Source organism: Streptococcus mitis (genome assembly GCF_022137125.1).
Taxonomy (GTDB): domain Bacteria; phylum Bacillota; class Bacilli; order Lactobacillales; family Streptococcaceae; genus Streptococcus; species Streptococcus mitis_CE.
The window spans coordinates 95,244-120,650 of sequence record NZ_JAKNEQ010000001.1; the positions used below are offsets into that span (position 1 = coordinate 95,244).

A 25,407-nucleotide genomic window follows, 5' to 3' on the forward strand; every position below is an offset into this window, starting at 1 on the left:
AGAATACAAATGAAATTTAGAAAACTAGCTTGTACAGTACTTGCGGGTGCTGCGATTCTTGGCCTTGCTGCATGTGGAAATTCTGGCGGAAGTAAAGATGCTGGAAAATCTGGTGGAGATAGCGGAAAAACAGAAATCACTTGGTGGGCATTCCCAGTCTTCACTCAAGAAAAAACTGGTGACGGTGTTGGAACATATGAAAAATCTATCATCGAAGCCTTTGAAAAAGCAAACCCAGATGTAGAAGTGAAATTGGAAACAATTGACTTTAAGTCAGGTCCAGAAAAAATCACTACAGCTATCGAAGCAGGTACAGCTCCGGACGTCCTTTTTGACGCACCAGGACGTATCATCCAATACGGTAAAAATGGTAAATTGGCTGACTTGAATGACCTCTTCACAGATGACTTTGTTAAAGATGTCAACAATGAAAACATCGTAAAAGCAAGTAAAGCTGGAGACAAAGCTTATATGTATCCAATCAGTTCAGCACCATTCTACATGGCCATGAACAAGAAAATGTTGGAAGATGCTGGAGTTGCGAACCTTGTAAAAGAAGGTTGGACAACTGATGATTTTGAAAAAGTTTTGAAAGCGCTTAAAGATAAAGGCTACACACCAGGTTCATTGTTCAGTTCTGGTCAAGGGGGAGACCAAGGAACACGTGCCTTCATCTCAAACCTTTACGGCGGTTCTGTAACAGATAAAGATGTAACAAAATATACAACTGATGATCCTAAATTTGTCAAAGGTCTTGAAAAAGCAGCTAGCTGGATCAAAGACGGTTTGTTGAACAATGGTTCACAATTTGACGGTGGAGCAGATATCCAAAACTTTGCCAACGGTCAAACATCTTACACAATCCTTTGGGCGCCAGCTCAAAACGGTATCCAAGCTAAACTCTTGGAAGCAAGTAAAGTAGAAGTGGTAGAAGTACCATTCCCATCAGATTCAGGTAAACCAGCTCTTGAATACCTTGTAAACGGATTTGCAGTATTCAACAACAAAGACGACAAGAAAGTTGCAGCATCTAAGAAATTCGTTCAATTCATCGCGGATGACAAAGAATGGGGTCCAAAAGACGTTGTTCGTACAGGTGCCTTCCCAGTTCGTACTTCATTTGGAAAACTTTATGAAGATAAACGTATGGAAACAATCAGTGGTTGGACTAAATACTACTCACCATACTACAATACAATTGATGGTTTTGCAGAAATGAGAACTCTATGGTTCCCAATGTTGCAATCAGTTTCAAATGGCGATCAAAAACCAGCGGATGCTTTAAAAGCCTTCACTGAAAAAGCTAACGAAACAATTAAAAAAGCTACAAAACAATAAGCACTGAATCAGATTGACTCCTCCCTTTTCCCTATGCATAATCTATGTAAGAAAAGGGAGGATTTTATTTGAAATATCAGAAACTGTCACGAAATTAAAATGAAGTTCTTACATAAGCGAATCTTAAAAAATTTCATTTTGATTTTAAAACTGTTCAAGAAAATCCAAAATATTCTATTTGTGAAAGAGAGGTGCCGACTGTGAAAGTCAATAAAATTCGTATGCGGGAAACAGTGATTTCCTACGCTTTCTTAGCACCAGTATTATTCTTCTTTGTTATCTTTGTATTGGTTCCTATGATTATGGGATTCATTACAAGTTTCTTTAACTATTCAATGACTAAATTTGAGTTTGTGGGTTTGGACAACTACATTCGTATGTTTAAAGACCCTGTCTTTATGAAGTCTTTGATTAACACAGTTATTTTGGTTGTTGGATCTGTACCGATTGTTGTTCTCTTTTCGCTCTTTGTGGCGTCGCAAACCTACCATCAAAATGCTATTGCCAGATCTTTCTACCGTTTCGTCTTCTTCCTTCCTGTTGTAACAGGTAGTGTTGCCGTAACAGTTGTTTGGAAATGGATTTATGACCCATTATCAGGGATTCTAAACTTTGTCCTTAAGTCAAGCCATATCATCAGCCAGAATATTTCTTGGTTGGGAGATAAACACTGGGCATTACTGGCAATTATGATTATCCTCTTGACAACTTCAGTTGGTCAACCAATCATCCTCTACATAGCTGCTATGGGGAATATTGACAATTCACTGGTTGAAGCGGCTCGTGTAGACGGTGCAACTGAATTTCAAGTTTTCTGGAAGATTAAATGGCCAAGCCTTCTTCCAACAACTCTCTACATCGCAATCATCACAACAATTAACTCATTTCAAGTTTTCGCCTTGATTCAACTATTAACATCTGGTGGGCCAAACTACTCAACAAGTACCTTGATGTACTACCTTTACGAAAAAGCCTTCCAATTGACCGAATACGGGTATGCTAATACCATTGGTGTCTTCTTGGCAGTCATGATTGCTATTGTAAGCTTTGTTCAATTTAAGGCGCTCGGAAATGACGTAGAATATTAAAGAAAGGAGACAGCTATGCAATCTACACAAAAGAAACCTATAACAGCTTTCACTGTTATTTCAACTATTATCTTGCTCTTGTTGACCGTGCTGTTCATCTTTCCATTCTACTGGATTTTGACAGGGGCCTTCAAATCACAACCTGATACCATCGTTATTCCACCACAATGGTTCCCTAAAATGCCAACCATGGAAAACTTCCAACAACTCATGGTGCAAAACCCTGCTATGCAGTGGATGTGGAACTCTGTGTTTATCTCATTGGTAACCATGTTCTTAGTCTGTGCGACCTCATCTCTAGCAGGTTATGTATTGGCTAAAAAACGTTTCTATGGGCAACGTATTCTCTTTGCAATCTTTATTGCTGCTATGGCACTTCCAAAACAAGTTGTCCTTGTACCATTGGTACGTATCGTCAACTTCATGGGAATTCACGATACTCTCTGGGCAGTTATCTTGCCTTTGATTGGATGGCCATTCGGGGTCTTCCTCATGAAACAGTTCAGTGAGAATATTCCTACAGAGTTGCTTGAATCAGCTAAAATCGACGGTTGTGGTGAGATTCGTACCTTCTGGAGCGTAGCCTTCCCAATTGTGAAACCAGGATTTGCAGCACTTGCAATCTTTACCTTCATCAATACATGGAACGACTACTTCATGCAGTTGGTAATGTTGACTTCACGTAATAATTTGACCATTTCACTCGGTGTTGCGACTATGCAGGCTGAAATGGCAACCAACTATGGTTTGATCATGGCAGGTGCAGCTCTTGCTGCTGTGCCAATCGTAACAGTCTTCCTAGTCTTCCAAAAATCCTTTACTCAAGGTATTACCATGGGAGCGGTCAAAGGTTAAGAAAAGTAAACTGGTGTGTCAAGATTGCGGAAGTGGTCTTGACATGCTATGGAAATATAGATGTTATAAGTGTCTACAAAATGTTGGGTATTTGCTTACCTTAGAGATTTTGTTAGACACTTATCAACTTAAGAATGATTTTAGTTAACTATCAGAAACGAAGGAAAGAGTATGATTTTTGACGATTTGAAAAACATCACCTTTTACAAAGGAATTCATCCCAATCTAGACAAGGCTATCGACTATCTCTATCAGCACCGTAAGGATTCTTTCGAATTAGGAAAGTATGAGATTGATGGGGACAAGGTCTTTCTAGTTGTTCAGGAAAATGTCCTCAATCAAGCTGAAAATGATCAATTTGAGCATCATCAGAACTATGCAGATTTGCATTTGCTGGTAGAAGGACATGAATATTCGAGTTACGGTTCACGTATCAAAGACGAGGCAGTAGCATTCGACGAAGCAAGTGACATTGGCTTTGTGCATTGTCATGAACACTACCCACTCTTGTTGGGTTATCACAATTTTGCGATTTTCTTCCCAGGAGAACCACACCAGCCAAATGGCTATGCAGGTATGGAAGAGAAGGTTCGCAAATATCTCTTTAAAATTTTGATTGATTAAAAACTCAGGAGGAGTAGACATGGCACAAAAAGGAGTAAGCCTTATCAAGGCAGCATTTGATACAGATAACTTTCTCATGCGTTTTAGTGAGAAGGTCTTGGATATCGTGACAGCCAATCTTCTTTTTGTTGTCTCTTGTTTGCCCATCGTGACGATTGGAGTGGCTAAAATTAGCCTTTACGAGACTATGTTTGAGATTAAGAAGAGTAGACGTGTGCCTGTCTTTAAAATCTATCTAAGAGCTTTCAAGCAAAATCTGAAACTAGGTCTTCAGTTAGGTCTGCTTGAGTTGGGTATCGTCTCATTAAGTATTTTAGACCTCTATCTTTTTTGGGGGCAGACAGCTATGCCTTTCCAAATGGTAAAAGCTATTTGTCTAGGTGTTCTTATCTTCCTCACTATCGTGATGTTGGCTAGCTACCCCATAGCTGCGCGCTATGATTTGACTTGGAAAGAAGTGCTACAAAAAGGACTTATCTTGGCAAGTTTTAACTTTCCTTGGTTCTTCCTCATGTTAGTTATTCTCTTTCTCATTGTGATGGTTCTTTATCTGTCTGCCTTCAGTTTACTTTTAGGTGGCTCAGCCTTCCTGCTTTTTGGGTTTGGACTATTGGTCTTTATCCAGACTGGATTGATGGAGAAAATTTTCGCAAAATACCAATAGGATGGCTTGTTTCTGAAACTACTTTCAAGCCATAAACATTTCAAAATACATATCGAAACTAAAATCTAAGTGTACACAAGATATTGAAAGCGCTTTTCACAAGGTGTATACTAAACACGTAAAGAATAAATCCTGCTTTTAGCAGAAAAAAAGAAAACTTAGGAGAAAATCTATGTCAGATTTAAAAAAATACGAAGGTGTCATTCCAGCCTTTTACGCATGTTATGATGATCAAGGAGAAGTAAGTCCAGAGCGTACGCGTGCCTTGGTTCAATACTTCATTGATAAAGGTGTTCAAGGTCTCTATGTCAATGGTTCTTCTGGTGAATGTATCTACCAAAGTGTAGAAGACCGTAAATTGATCTTAGAAGAAGTTATGGCAGTTGCCAAAGGTAAATTGACCATCATTGCTCACGTAGCTTGTAACAATACCAAAGATAGTATTGAATTGGCTCGTCATGCAGAAAGCTTGGGTGTTGATGCTATTGCAACAATCCCACCAATTTACTTCCGTTTGCCTGAGTACTCAGTTGCTAAATACTGGAACGACATCAGTGCTGCAGCACCAAATACAGACTATGTTATCTACAACATTCCTCAATTGGCAGGTGTTGCTTTGACTCCAAGTCTTTACACAGAAATGTTGAAAAACCCACGTGTTATCGGTGTTAAGAACTCTTCAATGCCAGTTCAAGATATCCAAACTTTTGTTAGCCTTGGTGGCGATGACCATATCGTCTTTAACGGTCCAGACGAACAATTCCTAGGCGGACGTCTCATGGGAGCAAAAGCTGGTATCGGTGGTACTTATGGTGCTATGCCAGAACTCTTCTTGAAACTCAACCAATTGATTGCGGATAAAGACCTAGAAACAGCTCGCGAATTGCAATACGCTATCAACGCTATCATCGGTAAATTGACTGCAGCTCATGGGAATATGTACTGTGTAATTAAAGAAGTCTTGAAAATCAATGAAGGACTTAACATCGGATCAGTTCGTTCTCCACTTACACCAGTGACCGAAGAAGATCGTCCAGTTGTAGAAGCAGCTGCTCAATTGATTCGTGAAACTAAGGAGCGTTTCCTCTAATCAATAGGAGGCTTTATGACTAATTACGTTGCAATCGATATTGGTGGAACTAATATCAAATACGGTTTAATTGACCAAGAAGGACAACTTGTTGAATCGCATGAAATGCCAACAGAGGCGCATAAGGGTGGACCTCATATCTTACAAAAGACCAAAGATATCGTAGCCAGCTATTTAGAAAAAGGCCCAGTAGCAGGTGTTGCCATTTCTTCTGCAGGAATGGTGGATCCTGACAAGGGTGAGATTTTCTACGCTGGGCCTCAAATCCCGAATTATGCAGGAACCCAGTTCAAGAAGGAAATTGAGACTAGCTTTACTATTCCTTGTGAAATTGAAAATGATGTCAACTGTGCAGGTCTTGCTGAGGCAGTATCTGGTTCAGGCAAGGGAGCGAGTGTCACCCTTTGCTTGACCATTGGAACAGGTATCGGTGGTTGTTTAATTATGGATGGGAAAGTCTTCCATGGATTTAGCAATTCAGCCTGTGAAGTCGGTTATATGCATATGCAGGATGGAGCGTTCCAAGATTTGGCTTCTACAACAGCCTTGGTGGAGTATGTAGCAGCAGGTCATGGAGATCCAGTTGACCAGTGGAATGGTCGTCGTATCTTTAAGGAAGCTACAGAAGGCAATAAACTCTGCATGGCTGGTATTGACCGCATGGTAGATTACCTTGGGAAAGGTCTGGCAAATATTTGCTATGTGGCCAATCCAGAAGTGGTCATTCTCGGTGGTGGTATCATGGGGCAAGAAGCTATTCTCAAGCCTAAAATTCGAAAAGCTTTGAAAGATGCTTTGGTACCAAGTTTAGCAGAAAAAACACGATTAGAATTTGCTCATCACCAAAATACAGCAGGTATGTTGGGTGCCTACTATCATTTTAAAACAAAACAATCCTAGTTTGGCTTAGCCAAACTAGGATTTTCTAATCAAATCCTCTTGACTTTCTTTATAATTGTGAGATAATAAATAAAATATATAAAGGAATTATATAAAATGGCTATAGCAAATTCAAGTAAAATTGTGACCTTCCAAGCTAATAGAGAATTGGTAAATGATGCAATGGAAGTGTTAAAAGAACAAAATCTCTCTCTTTCATCAGCACTTAGATTATTTTTAAAGAATGTTGCCGTAACAAATGAAGTAGATTTACTTAGTGAAGAGGAATTAGAGAAGGAGTATTTGTTTAGACAATTACAAGCAGAAGTTCAAGAAAGTTATGCCAAGATTGAGGCTGGAAATTACTTGACAGATGAGGATGTCGTGACACGCTATGGATTATAAAAAATATCGGATTTTGTATTCTCCTAAAGTGATTGATAGTCTGGATAAAATATATCAGTATATAGCAGAGGAAATCGGTTCTGTAGAGGCTGCGAGACGAAAAGTGGCGAGTATTAGAAAAGATATTAATCGGCTAGAAATTTTCCCCCAAGCTGGATTTGATGCTGATGAAAAATTTGGTAAGAAATTAGATCCTCGCTACCAAACGCGAGGATTGACCTTGAGTAAGGATTACATCGTATTATATACAATTGTTGAGGATACCGTCAGGCTTTCTTATTTACTCCCTTCAAAAAGTGATTACATGAAATTATTCAAGACTAAGTCAAGATATGACTAATTCATAATCTTGAAGAGGTATGTTTGCTGATGAATAAAAATCCTAGTTTGGCTCAGCCAAACTAGGATTTTCTGATGCGTTTTTGTCTACGATAGCCATTGAGTTTTTTATTTTCCCAGTAGCTATTAAAGATTTTTTCCTTGTTTTCACGATTGATTTCCAAAAAGTAGGCATAAATCAAATCGATAAAGAAGAGCATAGGAAGTTGAGCGGATATTCGTTGGATATAGGAAGGCTGGCTGTGGGTGGCTACAAGAACAGTCTCTGTGTAGACCTGACTATCTTTATTGGGAACACTTGAAAAGAGTACAGTCTTTGCCCCCATATCCTTAGCGTCTAATAAACTGTCTAAAATAGAGGGAGTTGTGCCAGAAAGTGAGAAACCAAGTACGAGACAATTTTCGTCCATAATGCTGGTTGTCCAAGCAAAGCCATCTTGATCGGTCAAGGCCTCGCAGACCACACCCAGACGCATGAAGCGCAATTTCATTTCACGAGCTACAAGGCCAGAACTCCCTGTTCCGAAGAAGTAGACACGCTCAGCATCTTCGATTAATTGGGCAATTCGTTCTAGTTGGACTTCGTCAATCAAGTCTTGTGTTTGTTCCCTCATATTGCTATAGCTTCTGAGGACTCGTTTGGTCAGTGGACTGTGCTTGGAGACTTGGTTGGCTTGATTTTCTGCCTGATGTTGGTATTGGAAAATGAATTCTCGGTAGCCAGTAAAGCCACACTTTTTAGCAAAGCGGGTCAGAGCAGCCTGGGAGATATGTAATTTTTGAGTAACCTGTTGGGAAGATAAATCATCTGTAATCGTTTCAGCTTGCAAAAAATAGCGAGCGATTTCTTGCTCTAGGTCTGTCATTTCTTCAAAATGTGAATCAATGACAGTTGCGATATCTGGTTTGTCCATAGGGAAGGCTCCTTTAAATGAGTCGTATTGGAAAAAGGCTAGATTATTGAACTTTTACATTCATTATAACATATAATATAGGGATGAATAAATAAAAACGTATCTTGCCGTAAAAACGAAAAAAGCTTCTTGCTTTTCCATAATTTTCTGCTCAAATTGTGGTACAATTAAGAGTAAGACTTTAAGTTAGAAATGAGACTGATTTGTATGAGAAAATTTAACAGCCATTCGATTCCGATTCGGCTTAATTTATTGTTTTCAATCGTCATTTTGCTCTTTATGGCCATTATAGGTCGCCTGCTTTATATGCAGGTTTTGAACAAGGATTTTTATGAGACAAAATTAGCATCGGCTAGTAAAACAAAGGTGACCACTAGTTCGGCTCGGGGCGAAATTTATGATGCCAGCGGCAAGCCTTTGGTTGAAAATACTGTGAAACAAGTTGTTTCCTTTACTCGAAACAACAAAATGACGGCTGCAGATTTAAAAGAAACAGCCAAGAAGTTGCTGGCCTATGTGGGAGTTACTTCTCCAACATTGACTGATCGACAGTTGGCGGACTATTACCTAGCAGATCAAGATGTCTATAAGAAAGCAGTGGAAAGTTTACCACGTGAGAAGCGATTTGATTCTGATGGCAATCAATTATCTGAATCCGAGCTTTACAATAATACTGTTGAAAGTATCGATCCAAGCCAATTGGCCTACTCGGATGACGAAAAGAAAGAAATTTACCTCTTTAGCCAACTCAATGCAGTTGGAAATTTTGCGACAGGGACCATTGCGACAGACTCCTTGACAGATACACAGATTGCCTTGATTGCTTCGGCTTCTAAGAATTTACCTGGTATTAGTATTTCGACTTCGTGGGATCGAAAAGTTCTAGAAACTTCACTTTCTTCTATAGTAGGAAGTGTATCTAGTGAAAAAGCTGGTCTCCCAGCTGAAGAAGCAGATGCTTATATTAAAAAGGGCTATTCTCTAAATGACCGTGTTGGAACCTCTTATCTAGAAAAACAATACGAGGAAACCCTGCAAGGAAAACGTTCGGTGAAAGAAATCCATCTAGATAAGTACGGTAACATGGAAAGTGTTGAAAATATCGAAGACGGTAGCAAAGGGAACAATATTAAACTGACCATTGATTTGGCCTTCCAAGATAGTGTGGATAATCTTCTTAAAAGTTACTTCAATTCCGAGTTAGGAAATGGAGGAGCTAGATATTCTGAAGGTGTTTATGCAGTTGCTTTGAATCCCAAAACAGGTGCAGTTTTGTCTATGTCAGGTCTCAAACATGACTTGAAAACGGGAGAGCTAACGCCTGATTCCTTGGGAACGGTGACCAATGTCTTTGTCCCAGGTTCGGTTGTCAAGGCCGCAACTATCAGCTCTGGTTGGGAAAATGGAGTCTTGTCAGGGAACCAAACCTTGACAGATCAACCGATTGTCTTCCAAGGTTCAGCTCCGATTAATTCTTGGTACACTCAGGCCTACGGTTCATTCCCAATTACAGCTGTGGAAGCCTTGGAGTATTCTTCTAATACATACATGGTTCAAACGGCTTTGGGAATTATGGGACAGACCTATCAACCTAATATGTTTGTTGGAACTAGTAATTTGGAATCAGCTATGGGGAAACTTCGTTCGACATTTGCTGAATATGGTCTTGGAGCCTCAACAGGCATTGACCTTCCAGATGAGTCAACTGGTTTTATACCAAAAGAGTATAATTTTGCTAATTACATTACCAATGCATTTGGTCAGTTTGATAACTATACCCCTATGCAATTGGCCCAGTACGTTGGAACTATTGCCAACAACGGTGTTCGAATTGCACCTCACATTGTCGAGGGGATTTATGGAAACAACGAACAAGGTGGTTTAGGGAACTTGATCCAATCTGTTGAAACCAAGGAAATGAATAAAATTAATATTTCTGAGTCTGATGTTTCCATCCTCCAACAAGGATTTTATCAAGTTTCACATGGTGGGAGTGCTCTGACGACAGGTCGTGCCTTTTCCAATGGTGCAGCTGTATCCATTAGTGGGAAAACAGGTACTGCCGAAAGTTATGTTGCAGGAGGTCAAGAAGCCAACAATACCAACGCGGTGGCCTATGCCCCATCAGATAATCCTCAAATCGCTGTAGCCGTTGTCTTTCCACATAACACCAATCTTACAAATGGTGTCGGCCCTTCCATTGCGCGCGATATTATCAACCTCTATAACCAACATCATCCAATGAATTAGAAAGGAACTTATGCTTTATCCAACACCTATTGCCAAGCTAATTGACAGTTATTCTAAGTTACCAGGTATCGGGATTAAGACGGCTACACGTCTGGCCTTCTATACTATTGGAATGTCTGATGACGATGTCAATGAATTTGCCAAAAATCTCCTTTCTGCTAAGAGAGAGTTGACCTATTGCACCATCTGTGGACGTTTGACAGACGATGATCCCTGCTCTATCTGTACCGATTCGACTCGTGACCAGACGACGATTTTAGTTCTCGAAGATAGTCGCGATGTGGCAGCCATGGAGAATATCCAAGAATACCATGGACTTTATCATGTTCTGCATGGCCTCATTTCTCCCATGAATGGTATCAGTCCAGATGATATCAATCTCAAGAGCCTCATGTCTCGTCTGATGGATAGTGAAGTTTCAGAGGTCATCGTAGCAACCAATGCCACAGCAGATGGGGAAGCAACTTCCATGTATCTTTCACGTTTGCTCAAGCCGGCTGGTATCAAGGTTACGCGTCTGGCACGAGGTCTCGCTGTCGGAGCGGACATTGAGTATGCGGATGAAGTTACACTCTTACGAGCCATTGAAAATCGAACAGAGTTGTAAGTGTAGGCAAATTTACGAACTTCATCCATTTATAAAAAATCAAGGGGGCTGATATTTGTTTTATCGGTCTCTTTTTAGATTTCTTGAAAACCAGTATCAGGTTCAAGTTTCAAAAAAAAAAGCAAATATGATATACTAAAGAGCGAGTATTCTATTAGAATTAGGACAAGTAATATGAAACAAACGATTATTCTTTTATACGGTGGGCGTAGTGCAGAGCGCGAAGTCTCTGTCCTTTCAGCGGAAAGTGTCATGCGTGCGGTCAACTACGATCGTTCCAAAGTCAAGACTTTCTTTATCAGTCAGTCAGGTGACTTTATCAAAACGCAGGAATTTAGTCAGACTCCAGGTCAAGAGGACCGTCTCATGACCAATGAAACTATTGATTGGGCTAAGAAAGTTGCTCCAAGTGCTATCTATGAAGAAGGGGCAGTGGTCTTTCCAGTCCTTCACGGTCCGATGGGAGAGGATGGCTCTGTTCAAGGATTCTTGGAAGTTTTGAAAATGCCTTACGTTGGTTGCAACATCTTGTCATCGAGTCTTGCCATGGATAAAATCACGACTAAGCGTGTGTTAGAATCTGTCGGGATTGCCCAAGTTCCTTATGTAGCCATCGTCGAAGGTGATGATATGACTTCTAAAATCACCGAAGTTGAAGAAAAATTGACTTATCCAGTTTTCACAAAACCATCAAACATGGGTTCAAGTGTCGGTATTTCTAAGTCTGAAAATCAAGAGGAACTCCGTCAAGCTTTGAAACTTGCCTTCCAATATGACAGCCGTGTCTTGGTAGAGCAAGGGGTAAATGCCCGTGAAATCGAGGTTGGTCTCTTGGGCAACTACGATGTCAAGAGTACGCTGCCAGGAGAAGTAGTCAAGGATGTTGCCTTTTATGACTACGATGCCAAGTATATTGACAACAAAATTACTATGGACATCCCAGCCAACATCAGTGATGACGTGGTAGCTGTCATGCGTCAAAATGCAGAAACAGCCTTTCGTGCCATTGGTGGCCTCGGTCTCTCTCGTTGCGATTTCTTCTATACAGACAAGGGAGAGATTTTCCTAAACGAGCTCAATACCATGCCAGGTTTCACCCAGTGGTCAATGTATCCATTACTTTGGGACAATATGGGAATCAGCTATCCAGACTTAATCGAGCGATTGGTTGATCTTGCCAAGGAAAGTTTTGACAAGCGCGAAGCGCATTTGCTATAAAAATGAAAGAGAGGGTAGAAGCCAGAACCATCACTGTAAGGTGATCAGAGTTCTCGGGCTTCAACCCTTTTTAAAGGAGTAGAAATGAAACTTACAATTCACGAAGTTGCCCAAGCTGTTGGAGCTAAAAATGATGTTAGTCTTTTTGCGGACGCTCAGTTAGAAAAGGCTGAGTTTGACAGTCGTTTGATTGGGGAAGGGGACTTGTTTGTGCCACTTAAAGGTGCGCGTGATGGCCATGACTTTATTGAAACAGCCTTTGAAAATGGTGCAGCAGTAACCCTGTCTGAGAAAAAGGTCGCAAATCATCCTTACATTTTAGTAGATGATGTGTTGACTGCCTTTCAACAACTAGCTGCCTACTATCTTGAGAAAACGGGAGTTGATGTCTTTGCAGTTACAGGTTCAAATGGCAAGACAACCACTAAGGATATGTTGGCGCACTTGCTATCAACAACCTACAAAACCTACAAAACACAAGGAAACTATAATAACGAGATTGGCCTTCCCTACACAGTCCTCCATATGCCTGAAGGGACAGAAAAGTTGGTCTTGGAGATGGGACAGGACCACTTGGGAGATATTCATCTCTTGTCAGAATTGGCCCATCCAAAAACAGCCATTGTAACCTTGGTTGGGGAGGCTCATTTGGCCTTTTTCAAAGACCGTTCAGAGATTGCTAAAGGAAAAATGCAAATTGCAGACGGCATGCCTTCAGGTTCCTTGCTTTTGGCACCAGCAGATCCAATTGTAGAGGACTACTTGCCAGCTGATAAAAAGGTGGTCCGTTTTGGGCAAGGAGCAGAGCTGGAAATCACAGACTTGATTGAGCGTAAAGACAGTCTGACCTTTAAGGCTAATTTCTTGGAACAAGCCCTTGATTTGCCAGTGACTGGTAAGTACAATGCCACCAATGCTATGATTGCATCCTATGTTGCCCTACAAGAAGGAGTGTCAGAGGAGCAAATTCGTCAGGACTTCCAAAATCTTGAATTGACGCGTAACCGTACAGAGTGGAAGAAAGCAGCCAATGGAGCAGATATTCTATCAGATGTTTACAATGCCAATCCAACTGCTATGAAGTTGATTTTGGAGACATTTTCTGCCATTCCAGCTAATGAAGGGGGCAAGAAAATCGCTGTCTTAGCAGACATGAAGGAACTGGGTGACCAGTCTGTTCAACTCCATAATCAGATGATTTTGAGCCTCTCGCCAGATGTACTGGATACCGTTATTTTTTATGGAGATGATATCGCAGAATTGGCCCAACTTGCCAGTCAAATGTTCCCAATCGGCCAAGTTTACTACTTCAAAAAAACAGCCGACGAGGACCAATTTGAAGACCTAGTCAAGCAGGTCAAAGAAAGCCTTGGAGTCAATGACCAAATCCTACTCAAAGGCTCTAACTCTATGAATCTAGCCAAGTTGGTAGAAAGTTTAGAAAATGAAGCAAAGTGATTTTGTCAAACATTTACGTATTTCTAAATTCATTTTTGACAAATAGCATGGTATAATAAAATGCAGGAAAATTTTGAATCATGAGGAAGACTAGATGAATTTATGGGATATTTTCTTTACGACCCAAGCAACAGAGCCACCCAAATTTGACCTTTTTTGGTATGTCAGTATATTTACACTCTTGGCTTTGACCTTTTATACAGCCTATCGTTATCGTGAAAAGAAGGCTTATCAACGATTTTTCCAAATCTTGCAGGCGGTTCAGTTGATCCTGCTTTATGGTTGGTATGGGGTCAATCATATGCCTCTGTCAGAAAGTTTACCCTTTTACCATTGTCGTATGGCTATGTTTGTGGTGCTCTTGCTACCTGGTCAGTCCAAATATAGGCAGTATTTTGCATTACTAGGAACATTTGGGACATTAGCAGCCTTTGTTTATCCAGTGTCAGATGCCTATCCTTTCCCACATATTACGATTTTATCCTTTATCTTTGGCCACTTAGCTCTCTTGGGGAACTCTTTAGTTTATCTATTGAGACAGTATAACGCGCGATTGCTGGATGTGAAGGGAATTTTTCTCATGACCTTTGCACTAAATGCCTTGATTTTTGTGGTCAATTTAGTAACAGGTGGAGATTACGGATTCTTGACAAAACCACCATTGGTTGGAGACCATGGCTTAGTAGCTAATTATTTAATCGTTTCCCTGGCCTTATCAGCAGCGATTACGTTAACAAAGAAAATCTTGGAACTATTTTTAGAACAAGAAGCAGAAAAAATGATTGCAAAGAAAGCTTAGAAATGAGCTTTCTTTTTTTCATAAATCTGATTTTTTATAACTTGTTTGGAAAATAAAAAAATTTGATGAGCGAATGTGAAAAAATGGTAAGTAAATTTAGGAAAAACTAAGCACGATTGGATTTTTTGTGTTATAATATTCTGTGAATAGCTATGCCCTATTTTAGCTATATTGAATAGAAGTTTGAAACTTGGAAGAGAGAGGATGCGATGTAATGGCTAGAGATGGTTTTTTTACAGGCTTAGATATCGGAACTAATTCGATTAAAGTATTGGTTGCCGAGCATAGAAATGGTGAACTAAACGTAATTGGTGTAAGTAATGCCAAGAGTAAAGGTGTAAAGGATGGGATTATCGTTGATATTGAAGCAGCAGCAACTGCTATCAAGTCAGCTATTTCCCAAGCAGAAGAGAAAGCTGGCATTTCAATCAAATCAGTGAATGTTGGTTTGCCTGGAAATCTTTTGCAGGTAGAACCAACTCAAGGTATGATTCCAGTTACATCTGATACAAAAGAAATTACAGATCAAGATGTTGAAAATGTTGTTAAATCAGCCTTGACAAAGAGTATGACACCAGATCGTGAAGTCATTACTTTTATTCCAGAAGAATTTATCGTAGATGGTTTCCAAGGTATTCGTGACCCACGTGGTATGATGGGGGTTCGTCTTGAAATGCGTGGTTTGCTTTACACAGGTCCACGTACTATTCTTCACAATTTACGCAAGACAGTTGAGCGCTCAGGTGTTCAAGTTGAAAATATTATTATTTCACCATTGGCTTTGGTTCGTTCAGTCTTGAACGAAGGAGAACGTGAATTTGGAGCTACTGTGATTGATATGGGAGCAGGTCAAACAACTGTTGCTACAATCCGTAACCAAGAACTCCAGTTTACAAATATTCTTCAAGAAGGTGGAGATTATGTCACAAAAGATATCTCTAAAGTCTTGAAGACTTCACAGAAATTAGCTGAAGGATTGAAATTAAACTATGGTGAAGCCTACCCTTCACTTGCAAGCAATGAAACCTTCCAAGTTGAAGTAATTGGTGAAGTAGAGCCTGTAGAAGTTACAGAAAGCTACCTAGCAGAGATTATTTCAGCCCGCATTAAGCACATTTTTGAACAAATCAAACAAGAGTTGGAAAGAAGACATTTGTTGGATCTTCCAGGTGGGATTGTTCTGATTGGTGGAAATGCTATTTTACCAGGTGTTGTAGAACTTGCACAGGAAGTCTTTGGCGTTGGTGTCAAACTTTACGTTCCAAATCAAGTTGGAATCCGTAATCCTGCCTTCGCTCATGTGATTAGCTTGTCTGAATTTGCTGGTCAATTGACTGAGGTGCATTTATTAGCACAAAGAGCAGTCAAGGGTGAGGATACTTTGCGTCACCAACCAATTAATTTTGGTGGGATGATTCAACGCGTTACGCAAGTAGCACAACCTACCCCTATTCAACCAGTTCAAAATACTGAGGTAGAGCAATCAGCTTCTACGAACGTAGTTGCTCCCAAAGAAGATAAAGTATCTTCTCAAAATAAACCAAAAATCGCAGATCGTTTCCGTGGCTTAATCGGAAGCATGTTTGATGAATAAAAGAGGAAAAATAAACTATGACATTTTCATTTGATACAGCAGCAGCTCAAGGTGCAGTTATTAAAGTAATCGGTGTTGGTGGAGGTGGCGGTAACGCCATTAACCGCATGGTTGACGAAGGTGTTGCAGGCGTAGAATTTATCGCAGCAAACACAGATGTACAAGCTTTGAGTAGTACAAAAGCTGAGACTGTAATTCAGTTAGGCCCTAAATTGACTCGTGGTTTGGGTGCTGGCGGTCGACCTGAAGTTGGTCAAAAGGCAGCTGAAGAAAGCGAAGAAGCCTTGACTCAAGCTATTACTGGAGCAGATATGGTCTTCATTACTGCAGGTATGGGAGGTGGCTCTGGTACTGGTGCAGCTCCTGTTATTGCCCGCATTGCTAAAGATTTAGGTGCTCTTACAGTTGGTGTTGTGACACGTCCTTTCGGTTTTGAAGGAAGCAAACGTGGTCAGTATGCTGTAGAAGGAATCAATCAACTTCGTGAGCATGTGGATACTCTATTGATTATTTCAAACAACAACTTGCTTGAAATTGTTGATAAGAAAACTCCACTTCTTGAAGCTCTTAGCGAAGCAGATAACGTACTTCGCCAAGGTGTTCAAGGGATTACTGATTTGATCACAAACCCTGGTTTGATTAATCTTGACTTTGCCGATGTGAAAACAGTTATGGCAAATAAAGGAAACGCCCTAATGGGTATCGGTATCGGTAGTGGTGAAGAACGTGTGGTAGAAGCAGCTCGTAAGGCAATCTACTCACCACTTCTTGAAACAACTATTGACGGTGCTGAGGATGTTATCGTCAACGTTACTGGTGGTCTTGATTTGACTTTGATTGAAGCAGAAGAAGCTTCAGAAATTGTCAACCAAGCAGCTGGTCAAGGAGTGAACATCTGGCTCGGAACATCTATCGATGAAAACATGAAAGATGAAATTCGTGTGACAGTCGTTGCAACTGGTGTTCGTCAAGATCGTGTTGAAAAAGTTGTGGGCCATGCACCAAGACAAGCTGTCCGTCATGAACAAGCAAGTCCTAATCATGCACACAATCATAATCGTCAGTTTGATATGGCTGAAACTGCAGAAATTCCAAGTCCAGCGCCTCGTCGCACAGAAACTTCTCAAACTTCAGCATTTGGTGATTGGGACTTGCGTCGTGAGACAATTGTTCGACCAACTGATTCAGTGGTATCACCAGTTGAACGTTTCGAAGCGCCATCTTTACACGATGAGGATGAATTAGACACTCCTCCATTTTTCAAAAATCGTTAAGTAAATGAATTTGAAAGAAAATACAGAACGTGTTTTTCAACAAATAAAAGATGCAAGTCAGCAGTCAGGAAGAGAAGCCAATTCTGTTTCGGTTGTTGCTGTTACAAAGTATGTAGACGTACCGACAGCGGAGGCTTTGCTTCCGCTAGGTGTGCATCATATTGGTGAAAATCGTGTAGATAAATTTCTTGAGAAATATGAAGCTTTAAAAGACCGGAATATTACCTGGCATTTGATTGGTACTTTGCAAAGACGCAAGGTTAAAGATGTCATTCAGTATGTTGATTATTTCCACGCTTTGGATTCATTAAAGCTAGCAGAAGAAATTCAAAAAAGAAGTGACCGAGTTGTTAAGTGTTTCTTACAAGTAAATATCTCAAGGGAAGAGAGTAAACATGGTTTTTCAAAGGAAGAACTATTGGAACTCTTGCCAGAATTGGCCACCTTAGATAAAATTGAATATGTAGGCTTGATGACCATGGCTCCTTTTGAAGCTAGTAGTGATGAGTTGAAAGAGATTTTTAAAGCTACGCAGGATTTGCAACTAGAAATTAGAGAAAAACAAATTCCCAATATGCCAATGACGGACTTGAGTATGGGTATGAGTCGTGACTATAAGGAAGCGATTGAATTTGGCTCAACATTTGTCAGAATTGGTACAGCATTTTTTAAATAGGAAAGAAATATGTCTTTAAAAGATAGATTTGATAAATTTATAGATTATTTTACAGAAGATGGAGAAGAAGTTGGTACTACATATCAGCCTAAAGCTGAAGAGCCGATTGTGACTCCAGTCCCTTCTGTTCAAGAGTTGCCTCAACAAGCTGCTAGCACGCCATCTAAAGATAAAAACATCACTCGTCTTCATGCCCGTCAACAAGAGTTGGCTATGCAAAGTCAACGTTCTACTGATAAGGTGACAATTGATGTTCGTTATCCACGTAAATACGAAGATGCCACAGATATTGTTGATTTATTAGCTGGTAACGAAAGTATTTTGATTGATTTTCAATATATGACAGAAGTTCAAGCTCGTCGTTGTTTGGACTATCTGGATGGGGCGCGTCACGTTTTAGCTGGTAACATGAAAAAGGTAGCATCTACTATGTACCTGCTGACACCAGTTGATGTTGTCGTCAATATTGAAGACATCAAAATTCCAGATGAATCACAAAATGGTGAATTTGGCTTTGATATGAAACGTACGAGAGTGAGATAATGATCTTTCTCATTCGTTTTGTTCAAAATGCAGTGGATATCTATTCACTGATTTTAATCGTGTTTGCTCTGATGTCTTGGTTTCCCAATGCTTATGAATCACGTCTTGGACGCTTGATTATTAGTTTAGTGAAACCGATAGTAGCTCCCTTGCAACGTTTACCCCTCCAGATTGCAGGTCTTGACTTATCTGTCTGGATTGCGGTATTACTAGTTCACTTCCTAGGGGAGCAGTTGATTCGACTTTTAGTGATCTTTCTATGAACAAGATGATTTATCAACACTTTTCTAAGAATGATTCGTCTTTTATTGATAAGGGAGTAGAATGGATAAAAAAGGTAGAAGATTCTTATTCTCCTTTTTTAACACCCTTTGTAAATCCCCATCAAGAAAAGATTTTAAAGGTTCTGGCATCAACGAACGGCATCTCCTACATGAGCAGTCGGCAGTCTCTTGAAACTGAATATGTACGGGTTCTCCTGTATCCTGATTATTTTGAGCCGGAATTCTCTGATTTTGAACTATCCTTGCAAGAAATAGTTTATCCTAATAAGTTTGAACGCTTAACACATGCAAAAATATTAGGAACTGTTTTAAATCAGCTGGGAATTGATAGAAAGCTATTTGGTGATATCTTAGTCAATGAAGAGAGAGCACAGATTATCATTAATCGACAGTTTACTCTCCTTTTTCAAGACGGTATTACGAAAATTGCTCGTCTACCGGTTCGTCTAGAAGAACGGGATTTTACTGAGAAAATTACTACAGTAGAAGATTATCAAGAATTAGATATTTGTATTGCTAGTTCTAGGTTAGATGTTTTTCTAGCTGGGGTCTTCAAGCTCTCTAGAAATCAGGCAAATCAGTTAATTGAAAAGCAGGCAGTTCAAGTCAATTACCATTTAGTTGAAAAATCAGATTATGCAGTTCAAGTTGGTGATCTGATTAGTGTAAGGAAATTTGGTCGATTGAAACTTGTTAGGGATAATGGGCAAACAAAAAAAGATAAAAAGAAATTAACGGTCCAATTGTTATTAAGTAAGTGAGGAAAATTATGCCAATTACATCGTTAGAAATCAAAGATAAAACCTTTAGCACACGCTTTAGAGGGTTTGATCAAGAAGAAGTAGATGAATTTTTAGATATTGTAGTCCGTGATTATGAAGATTTGGTTCGCTCTAATCATGATAAGGATTTACATATTAAGAGTTTGGAAGAGCGTTTGTCTTACTTTGATGAGATGAAAGATTCATTGAGCCAGTCTGTATTGATTGCACAAGATACAGCTGAACGAGTAAAACAAGCTGCAACTGAACGCTCAAACAATATTATCCAACAAGCAGAGCAGGATGCACAACGTTTGTTGGAAGAAGCTAAGTACAAGGCAAATGAAATTCTTCGTCAAGCAACTGATAATGCTAAGAAAGTTGCTGTTGAAACAGAAGAATTGAAGAACAAGAGCCGTGTTTTCCATCAACGTCTCAAATCTACAATTGAGAGCCAGTTAGCAATTGTTGAATCTTCAGATTGGGAAGACATTCTTCGTCCAACAGCGACTTATCTTCAAACAAGTGATGAAGCCTTCAAAGAAGTGGTAAGTGAAGTCTTAGGTGATTCTGTCTTACAACAACATCAAGAGGAAGAACCAATTGATATTACTCGTCAGTTTTCTCCCGAGGAAATGGCAGAGTTGCAAGCGCGTATCGAAGCAGCTAATAAGGAACTTGCGGAAGCCGAAGCTAGAGCTGAGCAAGAACAATTGGTTTCACCAGCTCCGGTTGTTGAAGAAAGTCCAGCTCATCCAGTTGGTCCAATGTATGAAGAGCCAGAAGTAGCTCCAAGCCATTACTCAGGACCAACACCAGCTACTGAAGCTGTAAACTCAGAACCAGGTTTTGCAGCACCGCAAGAATCTGTTACAATTTTATAAGAAATAATCTGAGAACAATATCTTATCCTTATATTTCCAGCGAGCAGGAGATGGTGTGAGTCCTGCATTCCCTAATGATAAGATTATCCTCTCAAACAATCAAGTCTGAATGAAGTAAGATTTGACGTTCCCCACGTTACGGGATAAGAGGAAAAAAGCTGAGTCTTTTTTCGAATAAAGGTGGTACCACGATTTTCGTCCTTTTTGGAAGTCGTGGTTTTTAATTTGTTATTATTTATAAAGGAGATACCATGAAACTCAAAGATACCCTTAACCTTGGGAAAACAGCTTTCCCAATGCGTGCAGGCCTTCCTACCAAAGAGCCAGTTTGGCAAAAGGAATGGGAAGATGCAAAACTTTATCAACGTCGTCAAGAATTGAACCAAGGAAAACCTCATTTCACCTTGCATGATGGTCCTCCATACGCGAACGGAAATATTCACGTTGGACACGCTATGAACAAGATTTCAAAAGATATCATTGTTCGTTCTAAGTCTATGTCAGGATTTTATGCTCCTTATATTCCAGGTTGGGATACACATGGTCTGCCAATCGAGCAAGTTTTGGCAAAACAAGGTATCAAACGCAAAGAAATGGACTTGGTTGAGTACTTGAAACTTTGCCGTGAATATGCTCTTTCTCAAGTAGATAAACAACGTGAAGACTTTAAACGTTTGGGTGTTTCTGGTGACTGGGAAAATCCATATGTGACTTTGACTCCTGACTATGAAGCAGCTCAAATCCGTGTATTTGGTGAGATGGCTAATAAAGGTTATATCTACCGTGGTGCTAAGCCAGTTTACTGGTCTTGGTCATCTGAGTCGGCTCTTGCTGAAGCAGAGATTGAATACCATGATTTGGTTTCAACTTCCCTTTACTATGCCAACAAGGTAAAAGATGGCAAAGGTGTTCTAGATACAGATACTTATATCGTAGTTTGGACAACAACTCCATTTACCATCACAGCTTCTCGTGGTTTGACTGTTGGTGCAGATATTGATTACGTTTTGGTTCAACCTGCTGGTGAAGCTCGTAAGTTTGTGGTTGCTGCAGAATTATTGACTAGCTTGTCTGAGAAATTTGGTTGGGCTGATGTTCAAGTTTTGGCAACTTACCGTGGTCAAGAACTCAACCATATCGTAACAGAACACCCATGGGATACAGCTGTAGATGAATTGGTTATTCTTGGTGACCACGTTACAACTGATTCTGGTACAGGTATCGTCCACACAGCCCCTGGTTTTGGTGAGGATGACTACAATGTCGGTATTGCTAATGGTCTTGAAGTCGCAGTGACTGTTGACGAACGTGGTATCATGATGAAGAATGCTGGTCCTGAGTTTGAAGGTCAATTCTATGAAAAGGTAGTTCCAACTGTTATCGAGAAACTTGGTAACCTCCTTCTTGCCCAAGAAGAAATCTCTCACTCATACCCATTTGACTGGCGTACTAAGAAACCAATCATCTGGCGTGCAGTACCACAATGGTTTGCCTCAGTTTCTAAATTCCGCCAAGAAATCTTGGATGAAATTGAAAAAGTGAAATTCCACTCAGAATGGGGTAAAGTCCGTCTTTACAATATGATTCGTGACCGTGGCGACTGGGTTATCTCTCGTCAACGTGCTTGGGGTGTTCCACTTCCTATCTTCTACGCTGAAGACGGTACAGCGATCATGACTGCTGAAACGATTGAACACGTGGCTCAACTCTTTGAGGAACATGGTTCAAGCATTTGGTGGGAACGTGATGCTAAGGACCTCTTGCCAGAAGGATTTACTCATCCAGGTTCACCAAACGGCGAGTTCAAAAAAGAAACTGATATCATGGACGTTTGGTTTGACTCAGGTTCATCATGGAATGGAGTTGTAGTAAACCGTCCAGAGTTGACTTACCCAGCAGACCTTTACCTAGAAGGTTCTGACCAATACCGTGGTTGGTTCAACTCATCGCTCATCACCTCAGTTGCTAACCATGGCGTAGCACCTTACAAACAAATCTTGTCACAAGGTTTTGCACTTGACGGTAAAGGTGAGAAGATGTCTAAATCTCTTGGAAATACCATTGCTCCAAGCGATGTTGAAAAACAATTTGGTGCTGAAATCTTGCGTCTTTGGGTAACAAGTGTAGACTCAACCAACGACGTGCGTATCTCTATGGATATCTTGAGCCAAGTCTCTGAAACTTACCGTAAGATTCGTAACACCCTTCGTTTCTTGATTGCCAATACATCTGACTTTAACCCAGCTCAAGATGCAGTCGCTTACGATGAACTTCGTTCAGTTGATAAGTACATGACGATTCGCTTTAACCAGCTTGTCAAGACCATTCGTGATGCTTATGCAAACTTTGAATTCTTGACAATCTATAAAGCACTAGTGAACTTTATCAACGTTGACTTGTCAGCATTCTACCTTGATTTTGCTAAAGATGTTGTTTACATCGAAGGTGCCAAATCACTGGAACGCCGTCAAATGCAGACTGTCTTCTATGACATTCTTGTGAAAATCACCAAACTCTTGACACCAATCCTTCCTCATACAGCAGAGGAAATCTGGTCATACCTTGAGTTTGAAGCAGAAGACTTCGTTCAATTGTCAGAATTGCCAGAAGCACAAACTTTTGCTAATCAAGAAGAAATCTTGGATACATGGGCAGCCTTCATGGACTTCCGTGGACAAGCTCAAAAAGCCTTGGAAGAGGCTCGTAATGCCAAAGTTATCGGTAAATCACTTGAAGCACACTTGACAGTTTATCCAAACGAAATTGTGAAAACTCTACTCGAAGCAGTAAACAGCAATGTAGCTCAACTTTTGATTGTGTCTGAATTGACCATCGCAGAAGGACCAGCTCCAGAAGCTGCCGTTAGCTTCGAAGATGTAGCCTTCACAGTAGAACGCGCTGCAGGTGATGTATGTGACCGTTGCCGTCGTATCGACCCAACAACAGCAGAACGTAGCTACCACGCAGTCATCTGTGACCACTGTGCAAGCATCGTAGAAGAAAACTTTGCGGAAGCAGTAGCAGAAGGATTTGAAGAGAAATAAGGTTGAAAAGTCTAGGCAAAACTCAATTTGAGAAGAAAAGACAACTAATCTTATAGACTATAAAGCGCATTGTATCAAGGTTTTGAACACCTGATACGATGCGTTTTTATCATGTTAGAAGTTTATTGTCGTTTTCTTGTTTCAATTAATACTTTTCGAAAATCTCTTCAAACTACGTCAATGTCGCCTCACTGTACTTCAGCACAGCTTGCGACTAGCTTCCTAGTTTGCTTTTTGATTTTCATTTAGTATAACTTTAAATCGTTATATATTATGGAAATTTAAAAAGCTCATGAATCATCTGAAAAGTAGATTTCATGAGCTTTTATTTGTTGGCATTCTAAAGGGATTCATCAATCAAGTGTTTAAGATTTGATAGGAGATGCTCCAAAGTTAGGATTGTTTTCTGTTGGTTAGCTAGTTGGTAGAGATTTTGAAAGTAGTCTTGGATATCGTTCTCAAAATTTTGAGGTAGATGAGAGCAATTGTTTTTTGCGAACTGGAGCATGCGTTTTTCTCCTGGATGGAGCTGCTCATTGAAGGCGAAGAGCAAATCGAAATAAGAGGCGAAAAACTCACTAGTACGGTGATTGATGCTGAGTAAATCTTGGCGTTTAAGGGCTTTTTTGATTTGTCTTGAAAAAGCTGGCATAGCTTGGTCGAGGAGCAGGAGCTGCTTGTTTATGATATTATTTTTCAGTTCAGCTGGATAAGGAAGATTGTATTTTTTCTGGAGGACAGCATAGTGACCATCTCGATCGTAGAGAATCTTACTGTTGAGCAGATTGTACCACATACAAGTAGTGTAAGAATTCTGGGCTTGGTGCTCTAAAACTACGGCTTGTAAATCTTTGTCAAATTCGTCTAGAGAGCGGTAAATCAGCTCAATCTCTATGCCATTATTGAGAACACAATCATCCTCCAATTCCCAAAATTGATTGCCGATTTCCATATAGGAGCAGTATTTACTGAGGATTTCTTCTCTGATGTCTGGCGAGAGGGGAGCACTGAGGTAGACATATACATCATAGTCAGAGTCTTTGTCAAAATCTTGTCCAGCCCGTGATCCTCCTAGAGCTAGAGCCTCTACTTGCTCTAGTTGAGCCAATTCTTTAAAGAGATGTTGTGGCATAATGTTAACCTTTTTTATTTTTTGACATCATTCTAACAAAAAGCAAGGAGATTAGCAAGAGTGAAATGGAAATTTCTTTTCACATATTTGCTTAATTTTATTTCATATTATGCAAGTTTTTATTTTATAATTTCAGAAAATGCTTTTTTTTTTTAGCAAATATGATACAATTTTATTTGAAAAAAATAAAAAAGGAGATTTATTATGAAGTCAAAAGCTTTAGCACTTTATAGTGGTATTGTTGGTTTAGTAGGTGGACTCTACTTGCTTATTGCTCCGTTTCTTTTACTAGCAGCAGTTGTGAGTACAGCTGCTACAGCAACAGCTACACAGAGCCCTGAATTAACTGCATCTACAACAGTTGCAGGAATTGCAGGAGTTTTACTTCCAACCGTTTTAAAAATTGCAATTTTAGTTTTAGGAATTGTTGCGATTGTATATTATAAGGGAGAAAGTCGTATTGGTTCGGCTCCTTCTGTCCTATTAATCGTAGGTGGAGCAGTTGGCTTGATTCCAGCCCTTGGCTGGGTAGGAGGAATCCTAGCAATTATTGGTGGTTCACTATTTTTAGGAAGTCTCAAAAAATTCAAAGTTGAAGGATAAAAAATAAGGAAAAGGATTGTCAAACAGTCCTTTCCTTTTTGGTTTTGACTAGCTTTTTTGTGAAAAATTGTGTAAAATAGAATA

At 39.9% G+C, this 25,407-nt stretch carries 25 protein-coding genes; 23 read left to right on the forward strand and 2 right to left on the reverse strand.

The window, feature by feature from the left end; all coding sequences use genetic code 11:
• Positions 1-9 precede the first annotated feature (9 nt).
• The 9 genes from L0P31_RS00485 (at position 10) to L0P31_RS00525 (ending at position 7,283) form a co-directional block, all read left to right on the forward strand.
• Positions 10-1,338 carry an ABC transporter substrate-binding protein gene (locus tag L0P31_RS00485; RefSeq protein ID WP_238095307.1) on the forward strand — a complete coding sequence of 443 codons (1,329 nt, stop codon included), beginning with the start codon at positions 10-12 and terminating at the stop codon, positions 1,336-1,338.
• A gap of 221 nt (positions 1,339-1,559) precedes the next feature.
• On the forward strand, positions 1,560-2,426 hold the full coding sequence (locus L0P31_RS00490; protein ID WP_153193231.1) for a carbohydrate ABC transporter permease: 867 nt from the start codon (positions 1,560-1,562) through the stop codon (positions 2,424-2,426).
• 15 nt (positions 2,427-2,441) lie between these two features.
• Positions 2,442-3,281 (forward strand): carbohydrate ABC transporter permease, encoded by an 840-nt coding sequence (locus L0P31_RS00495; RefSeq protein WP_001192117.1) that lies wholly within the window; start codon positions 2,442-2,444, stop codon positions 3,279-3,281.
• A gap of 171 nt (positions 3,282-3,452) precedes the next feature.
• Positions 3,453-3,905, forward strand: coding sequence for a NanQ anomerase/TabA/YiaL family protein (locus L0P31_RS00500; RefSeq protein WP_000575452.1), 453 nt, complete (start codon positions 3,453-3,455; stop codon positions 3,903-3,905).
• A 19-nt stretch (positions 3,906-3,924) separates the two neighbouring features.
• Complete coding sequence (locus L0P31_RS00505) at positions 3,925-4,569, forward strand: YesL family protein (protein WP_000057476.1); 645 nt, start codon at positions 3,925-3,927, stop codon at positions 4,567-4,569.
• A 172-nt stretch (positions 4,570-4,741) separates the two neighbouring features.
• A complete protein-coding gene (locus L0P31_RS00510) occupies positions 4,742-5,659 on the forward strand; it encodes a dihydrodipicolinate synthase family protein (protein ID WP_238095309.1) in 918 nt (305 codons plus the stop codon).
• A gap of 15 nt (positions 5,660-5,674) precedes the next feature.
• A complete protein-coding gene (locus L0P31_RS00515) occupies positions 5,675-6,559 on the forward strand; it encodes an ROK family protein (protein ID WP_238095311.1) in 885 nt (294 codons plus the stop codon).
• 96 nt (positions 6,560-6,655) lie between these two features.
• Complete coding sequence (gene relB, locus L0P31_RS00520) at positions 6,656-6,943, forward strand: type II toxin-antitoxin system RelB/ParD family antitoxin (protein ID WP_000951987.1); 288 nt, start codon at positions 6,656-6,658, stop codon at positions 6,941-6,943.
• The gene (locus L0P31_RS00525) at positions 6,933-7,283 is read left to right on the forward strand and encodes a type II toxin-antitoxin system RelE/ParE family toxin (protein ID WP_023946143.1); all 351 of its coding nucleotides are present in this window, start codon (positions 6,933-6,935) and stop codon (positions 7,281-7,283) included. Before relB ends, L0P31_RS00525 begins: the two co-directional genes overlap by 11 nt.
• A gap of 61 nt (positions 7,284-7,344) precedes the next feature.
• On the opposite strand, the gene L0P31_RS00530 is transcribed toward L0P31_RS00525, so the two are convergent.
• Positions 7,345-8,196, reverse strand: coding sequence for a MurR/RpiR family transcriptional regulator (locus L0P31_RS00530; RefSeq protein ID WP_238095314.1), 852 nt, complete (start codon positions 8,194-8,196; stop codon positions 7,345-7,347).
• A gap of 192 nt (positions 8,197-8,388) precedes the next feature.
• On the opposite strand from L0P31_RS00530, the gene pbp2b reads away from it, so the two are divergent.
• The 13 genes from pbp2b (at position 8,389) to ileS (ending at position 23,588) form a co-directional block, all read left to right on the forward strand.
• A complete protein-coding gene (pbp2b, locus tag L0P31_RS00535) occupies positions 8,389-10,446 on the forward strand; it encodes a penicillin-binding protein PBP2B (protein ID WP_238095316.1) in 2,058 nt (685 codons plus the stop codon).
• Between the two features lie 10 nt (positions 10,447-10,456).
• Positions 10,457-11,053 carry a recombination mediator RecR gene (gene recR, locus L0P31_RS00540; RefSeq protein ID WP_238095318.1) on the forward strand — a complete coding sequence of 199 codons (597 nt, stop codon included), beginning with the start codon at positions 10,457-10,459 and terminating at the stop codon, positions 11,051-11,053.
• Between the two features lie 174 nt (positions 11,054-11,227).
• The gene (locus L0P31_RS00545; RefSeq protein WP_238095320.1) at positions 11,228-12,271 is read left to right on the forward strand and encodes a D-alanine--D-alanine ligase; all 1,044 of its coding nucleotides are present in this window, start codon (positions 11,228-11,230) and stop codon (positions 12,269-12,271) included.
• 84 nt (positions 12,272-12,355) lie between these two features.
• The gene (locus L0P31_RS00550) at positions 12,356-13,729 is read left to right on the forward strand and encodes a UDP-N-acetylmuramoyl-tripeptide--D-alanyl-D-alanine ligase (RefSeq protein ID WP_238095322.1); all 1,374 of its coding nucleotides are present in this window, start codon (positions 12,356-12,358) and stop codon (positions 13,727-13,729) included.
• A 94-nt stretch (positions 13,730-13,823) separates the two neighbouring features.
• Positions 13,824-14,528: a YwaF family protein gene (locus tag L0P31_RS00555; protein ID WP_001055234.1), complete on the forward strand. Its 705-nt coding sequence runs from the start codon at positions 13,824-13,826 to the stop codon at positions 14,526-14,528.
• A 214-nt stretch (positions 14,529-14,742) separates the two neighbouring features.
• A complete protein-coding gene (gene ftsA / locus L0P31_RS00560; RefSeq protein WP_004257776.1) occupies positions 14,743-16,122 on the forward strand; it encodes a cell division protein FtsA in 1,380 nt (459 codons plus the stop codon).
• A gap of 17 nt (positions 16,123-16,139) precedes the next feature.
• On the forward strand, positions 16,140-17,396 hold the full coding sequence (ftsZ, locus tag L0P31_RS00565) for a cell division protein FtsZ (protein ID WP_045605920.1): 1,257 nt from the start codon (positions 16,140-16,142) through the stop codon (positions 17,394-17,396).
• Between the two features lie 4 nt (positions 17,397-17,400).
• Positions 17,401-18,072 (forward strand): YggS family pyridoxal phosphate-dependent enzyme, encoded by a 672-nt coding sequence (locus L0P31_RS00570; RefSeq protein ID WP_004257770.1) that lies wholly within the window; start codon positions 17,401-17,403, stop codon positions 18,070-18,072.
• Between the two features lie 9 nt (positions 18,073-18,081).
• Positions 18,082-18,615, forward strand: coding sequence for a cell division protein SepF (locus L0P31_RS00575; RefSeq protein WP_004257765.1), 534 nt, complete (start codon positions 18,082-18,084; stop codon positions 18,613-18,615).
• Positions 18,615-18,878 carry a YggT family protein gene (locus tag L0P31_RS00580; RefSeq protein ID WP_000576496.1) on the forward strand — a complete coding sequence of 88 codons (264 nt, stop codon included), beginning with the start codon at positions 18,615-18,617 and terminating at the stop codon, positions 18,876-18,878. Before L0P31_RS00575 ends, L0P31_RS00580 begins: the two co-directional genes overlap by 1 nt.
• Positions 18,875-19,660: a YlmH family RNA-binding protein gene (locus L0P31_RS00585; protein ID WP_238095324.1), complete on the forward strand. Its 786-nt coding sequence runs from the start codon at positions 18,875-18,877 to the stop codon at positions 19,658-19,660. The genes L0P31_RS00580 and L0P31_RS00585 overlap by 4 nt, the downstream gene beginning before the upstream one ends.
• An 8-nt stretch (positions 19,661-19,668) precedes the next feature.
• Positions 19,669-20,544, forward strand: coding sequence for a DivIVA domain-containing protein (locus L0P31_RS00590; RefSeq protein WP_001123210.1), 876 nt, complete (start codon positions 19,669-19,671; stop codon positions 20,542-20,544).
• A gap of 251 nt (positions 20,545-20,795) precedes the next feature.
• Positions 20,796-23,588 (forward strand): isoleucine--tRNA ligase, encoded by a 2,793-nt coding sequence (gene ileS, locus L0P31_RS00595; RefSeq protein ID WP_238095326.1) that lies wholly within the window; start codon positions 20,796-20,798, stop codon positions 23,586-23,588.
• Positions 23,589-23,928: 340 nt separating this feature from the next.
• On the opposite strand, the gene L0P31_RS00600 is transcribed toward ileS, so the two are convergent.
• Entirely contained in the window at positions 23,929-24,720 is a 792-nt protein-coding gene (locus tag L0P31_RS00600) for a nucleotidyltransferase domain-containing protein (protein ID WP_238095328.1), read from the reverse strand.
• Between the two features lie 204 nt (positions 24,721-24,924).
• On the opposite strand from L0P31_RS00600, the gene L0P31_RS00605 reads away from it, so the two are divergent.
• Positions 24,925-25,323, forward strand: a complete 399-nt coding sequence (locus L0P31_RS00605; protein WP_024056717.1) for a hypothetical protein — start codon at positions 24,925-24,927, stop codon at positions 25,321-25,323.
• Positions 25,324-25,407 lie beyond the last annotated feature (84 nt).

Coding starts and splice junctions, on each gene's coding strand:
- L0P31_RS00485 (WP_238095307.1), top strand. CDS start 10: ATGAAATTTAGAAAACTAGCTTGTACAGTACTTGCGGGTGCTGCGATT.
- L0P31_RS00490 (WP_153193231.1), top strand. CDS start 1,560: ATGCGGGAAACAGTGATTTCCTACGCTTTCTTAGCACCAGTATTATTC.
- L0P31_RS00495 (WP_001192117.1), top strand. CDS start 2,442: ATGCAATCTACACAAAAGAAACCTATAACAGCTTTCACTGTTATTTCA.
- L0P31_RS00500 (WP_000575452.1), top strand. CDS start 3,453: ATGATTTTTGACGATTTGAAAAACATCACCTTTTACAAAGGAATTCAT.
- L0P31_RS00505 (WP_000057476.1), top strand. CDS start 3,925: ATGGCACAAAAAGGAGTAAGCCTTATCAAGGCAGCATTTGATACAGAT.
- L0P31_RS00510 (WP_238095309.1), top strand. CDS start 4,742: ATGTCAGATTTAAAAAAATACGAAGGTGTCATTCCAGCCTTTTACGCA.
- L0P31_RS00515 (WP_238095311.1), top strand. CDS start 5,675: ATGACTAATTACGTTGCAATCGATATTGGTGGAACTAATATCAAATAC.
- relB (WP_000951987.1), top strand. CDS start 6,656: ATGGCTATAGCAAATTCAAGTAAAATTGTGACCTTCCAAGCTAATAGA.
- L0P31_RS00525 (WP_023946143.1), top strand. CDS start 6,933: ATGGATTATAAAAAATATCGGATTTTGTATTCTCCTAAAGTGATTGAT.
- L0P31_RS00530 (WP_238095314.1), bottom strand. CDS start 8,196: ATGGACAAACCAGATATCGCAACTGTCATTGATTCACATTTTGAAGAA.
- pbp2b (WP_238095316.1), top strand. CDS start 8,389: ATGAGACTGATTTGTATGAGAAAATTTAACAGCCATTCGATTCCGATT.
- recR (WP_238095318.1), top strand. CDS start 10,457: ATGCTTTATCCAACACCTATTGCCAAGCTAATTGACAGTTATTCTAAG.
- L0P31_RS00545 (WP_238095320.1), top strand. CDS start 11,228: ATGAAACAAACGATTATTCTTTTATACGGTGGGCGTAGTGCAGAGCGC.
- L0P31_RS00550 (WP_238095322.1), top strand. CDS start 12,356: ATGAAACTTACAATTCACGAAGTTGCCCAAGCTGTTGGAGCTAAAAAT.
- L0P31_RS00555 (WP_001055234.1), top strand. CDS start 13,824: ATGAATTTATGGGATATTTTCTTTACGACCCAAGCAACAGAGCCACCC.
- ftsA (WP_004257776.1), top strand. CDS start 14,743: ATGGCTAGAGATGGTTTTTTTACAGGCTTAGATATCGGAACTAATTCG.
- ftsZ (WP_045605920.1), top strand. CDS start 16,140: ATGACATTTTCATTTGATACAGCAGCAGCTCAAGGTGCAGTTATTAAA.
- L0P31_RS00570 (WP_004257770.1), top strand. CDS start 17,401: ATGAATTTGAAAGAAAATACAGAACGTGTTTTTCAACAAATAAAAGAT.
- L0P31_RS00575 (WP_004257765.1), top strand. CDS start 18,082: ATGTCTTTAAAAGATAGATTTGATAAATTTATAGATTATTTTACAGAA.
- L0P31_RS00580 (WP_000576496.1), top strand. CDS start 18,615: ATGATCTTTCTCATTCGTTTTGTTCAAAATGCAGTGGATATCTATTCA.
- L0P31_RS00585 (WP_238095324.1), top strand. CDS start 18,875: ATGAACAAGATGATTTATCAACACTTTTCTAAGAATGATTCGTCTTTT.
- L0P31_RS00590 (WP_001123210.1), top strand. CDS start 19,669: ATGCCAATTACATCGTTAGAAATCAAAGATAAAACCTTTAGCACACGC.
- ileS (WP_238095326.1), top strand. CDS start 20,796: ATGAAACTCAAAGATACCCTTAACCTTGGGAAAACAGCTTTCCCAATG.
- L0P31_RS00600 (WP_238095328.1), bottom strand. CDS start 24,720: ATGCCACAACATCTCTTTAAAGAATTGGCTCAACTAGAGCAAGTAGAG.
- L0P31_RS00605 (WP_024056717.1), top strand. CDS start 24,925: ATGAAGTCAAAAGCTTTAGCACTTTATAGTGGTATTGTTGGTTTAGTA.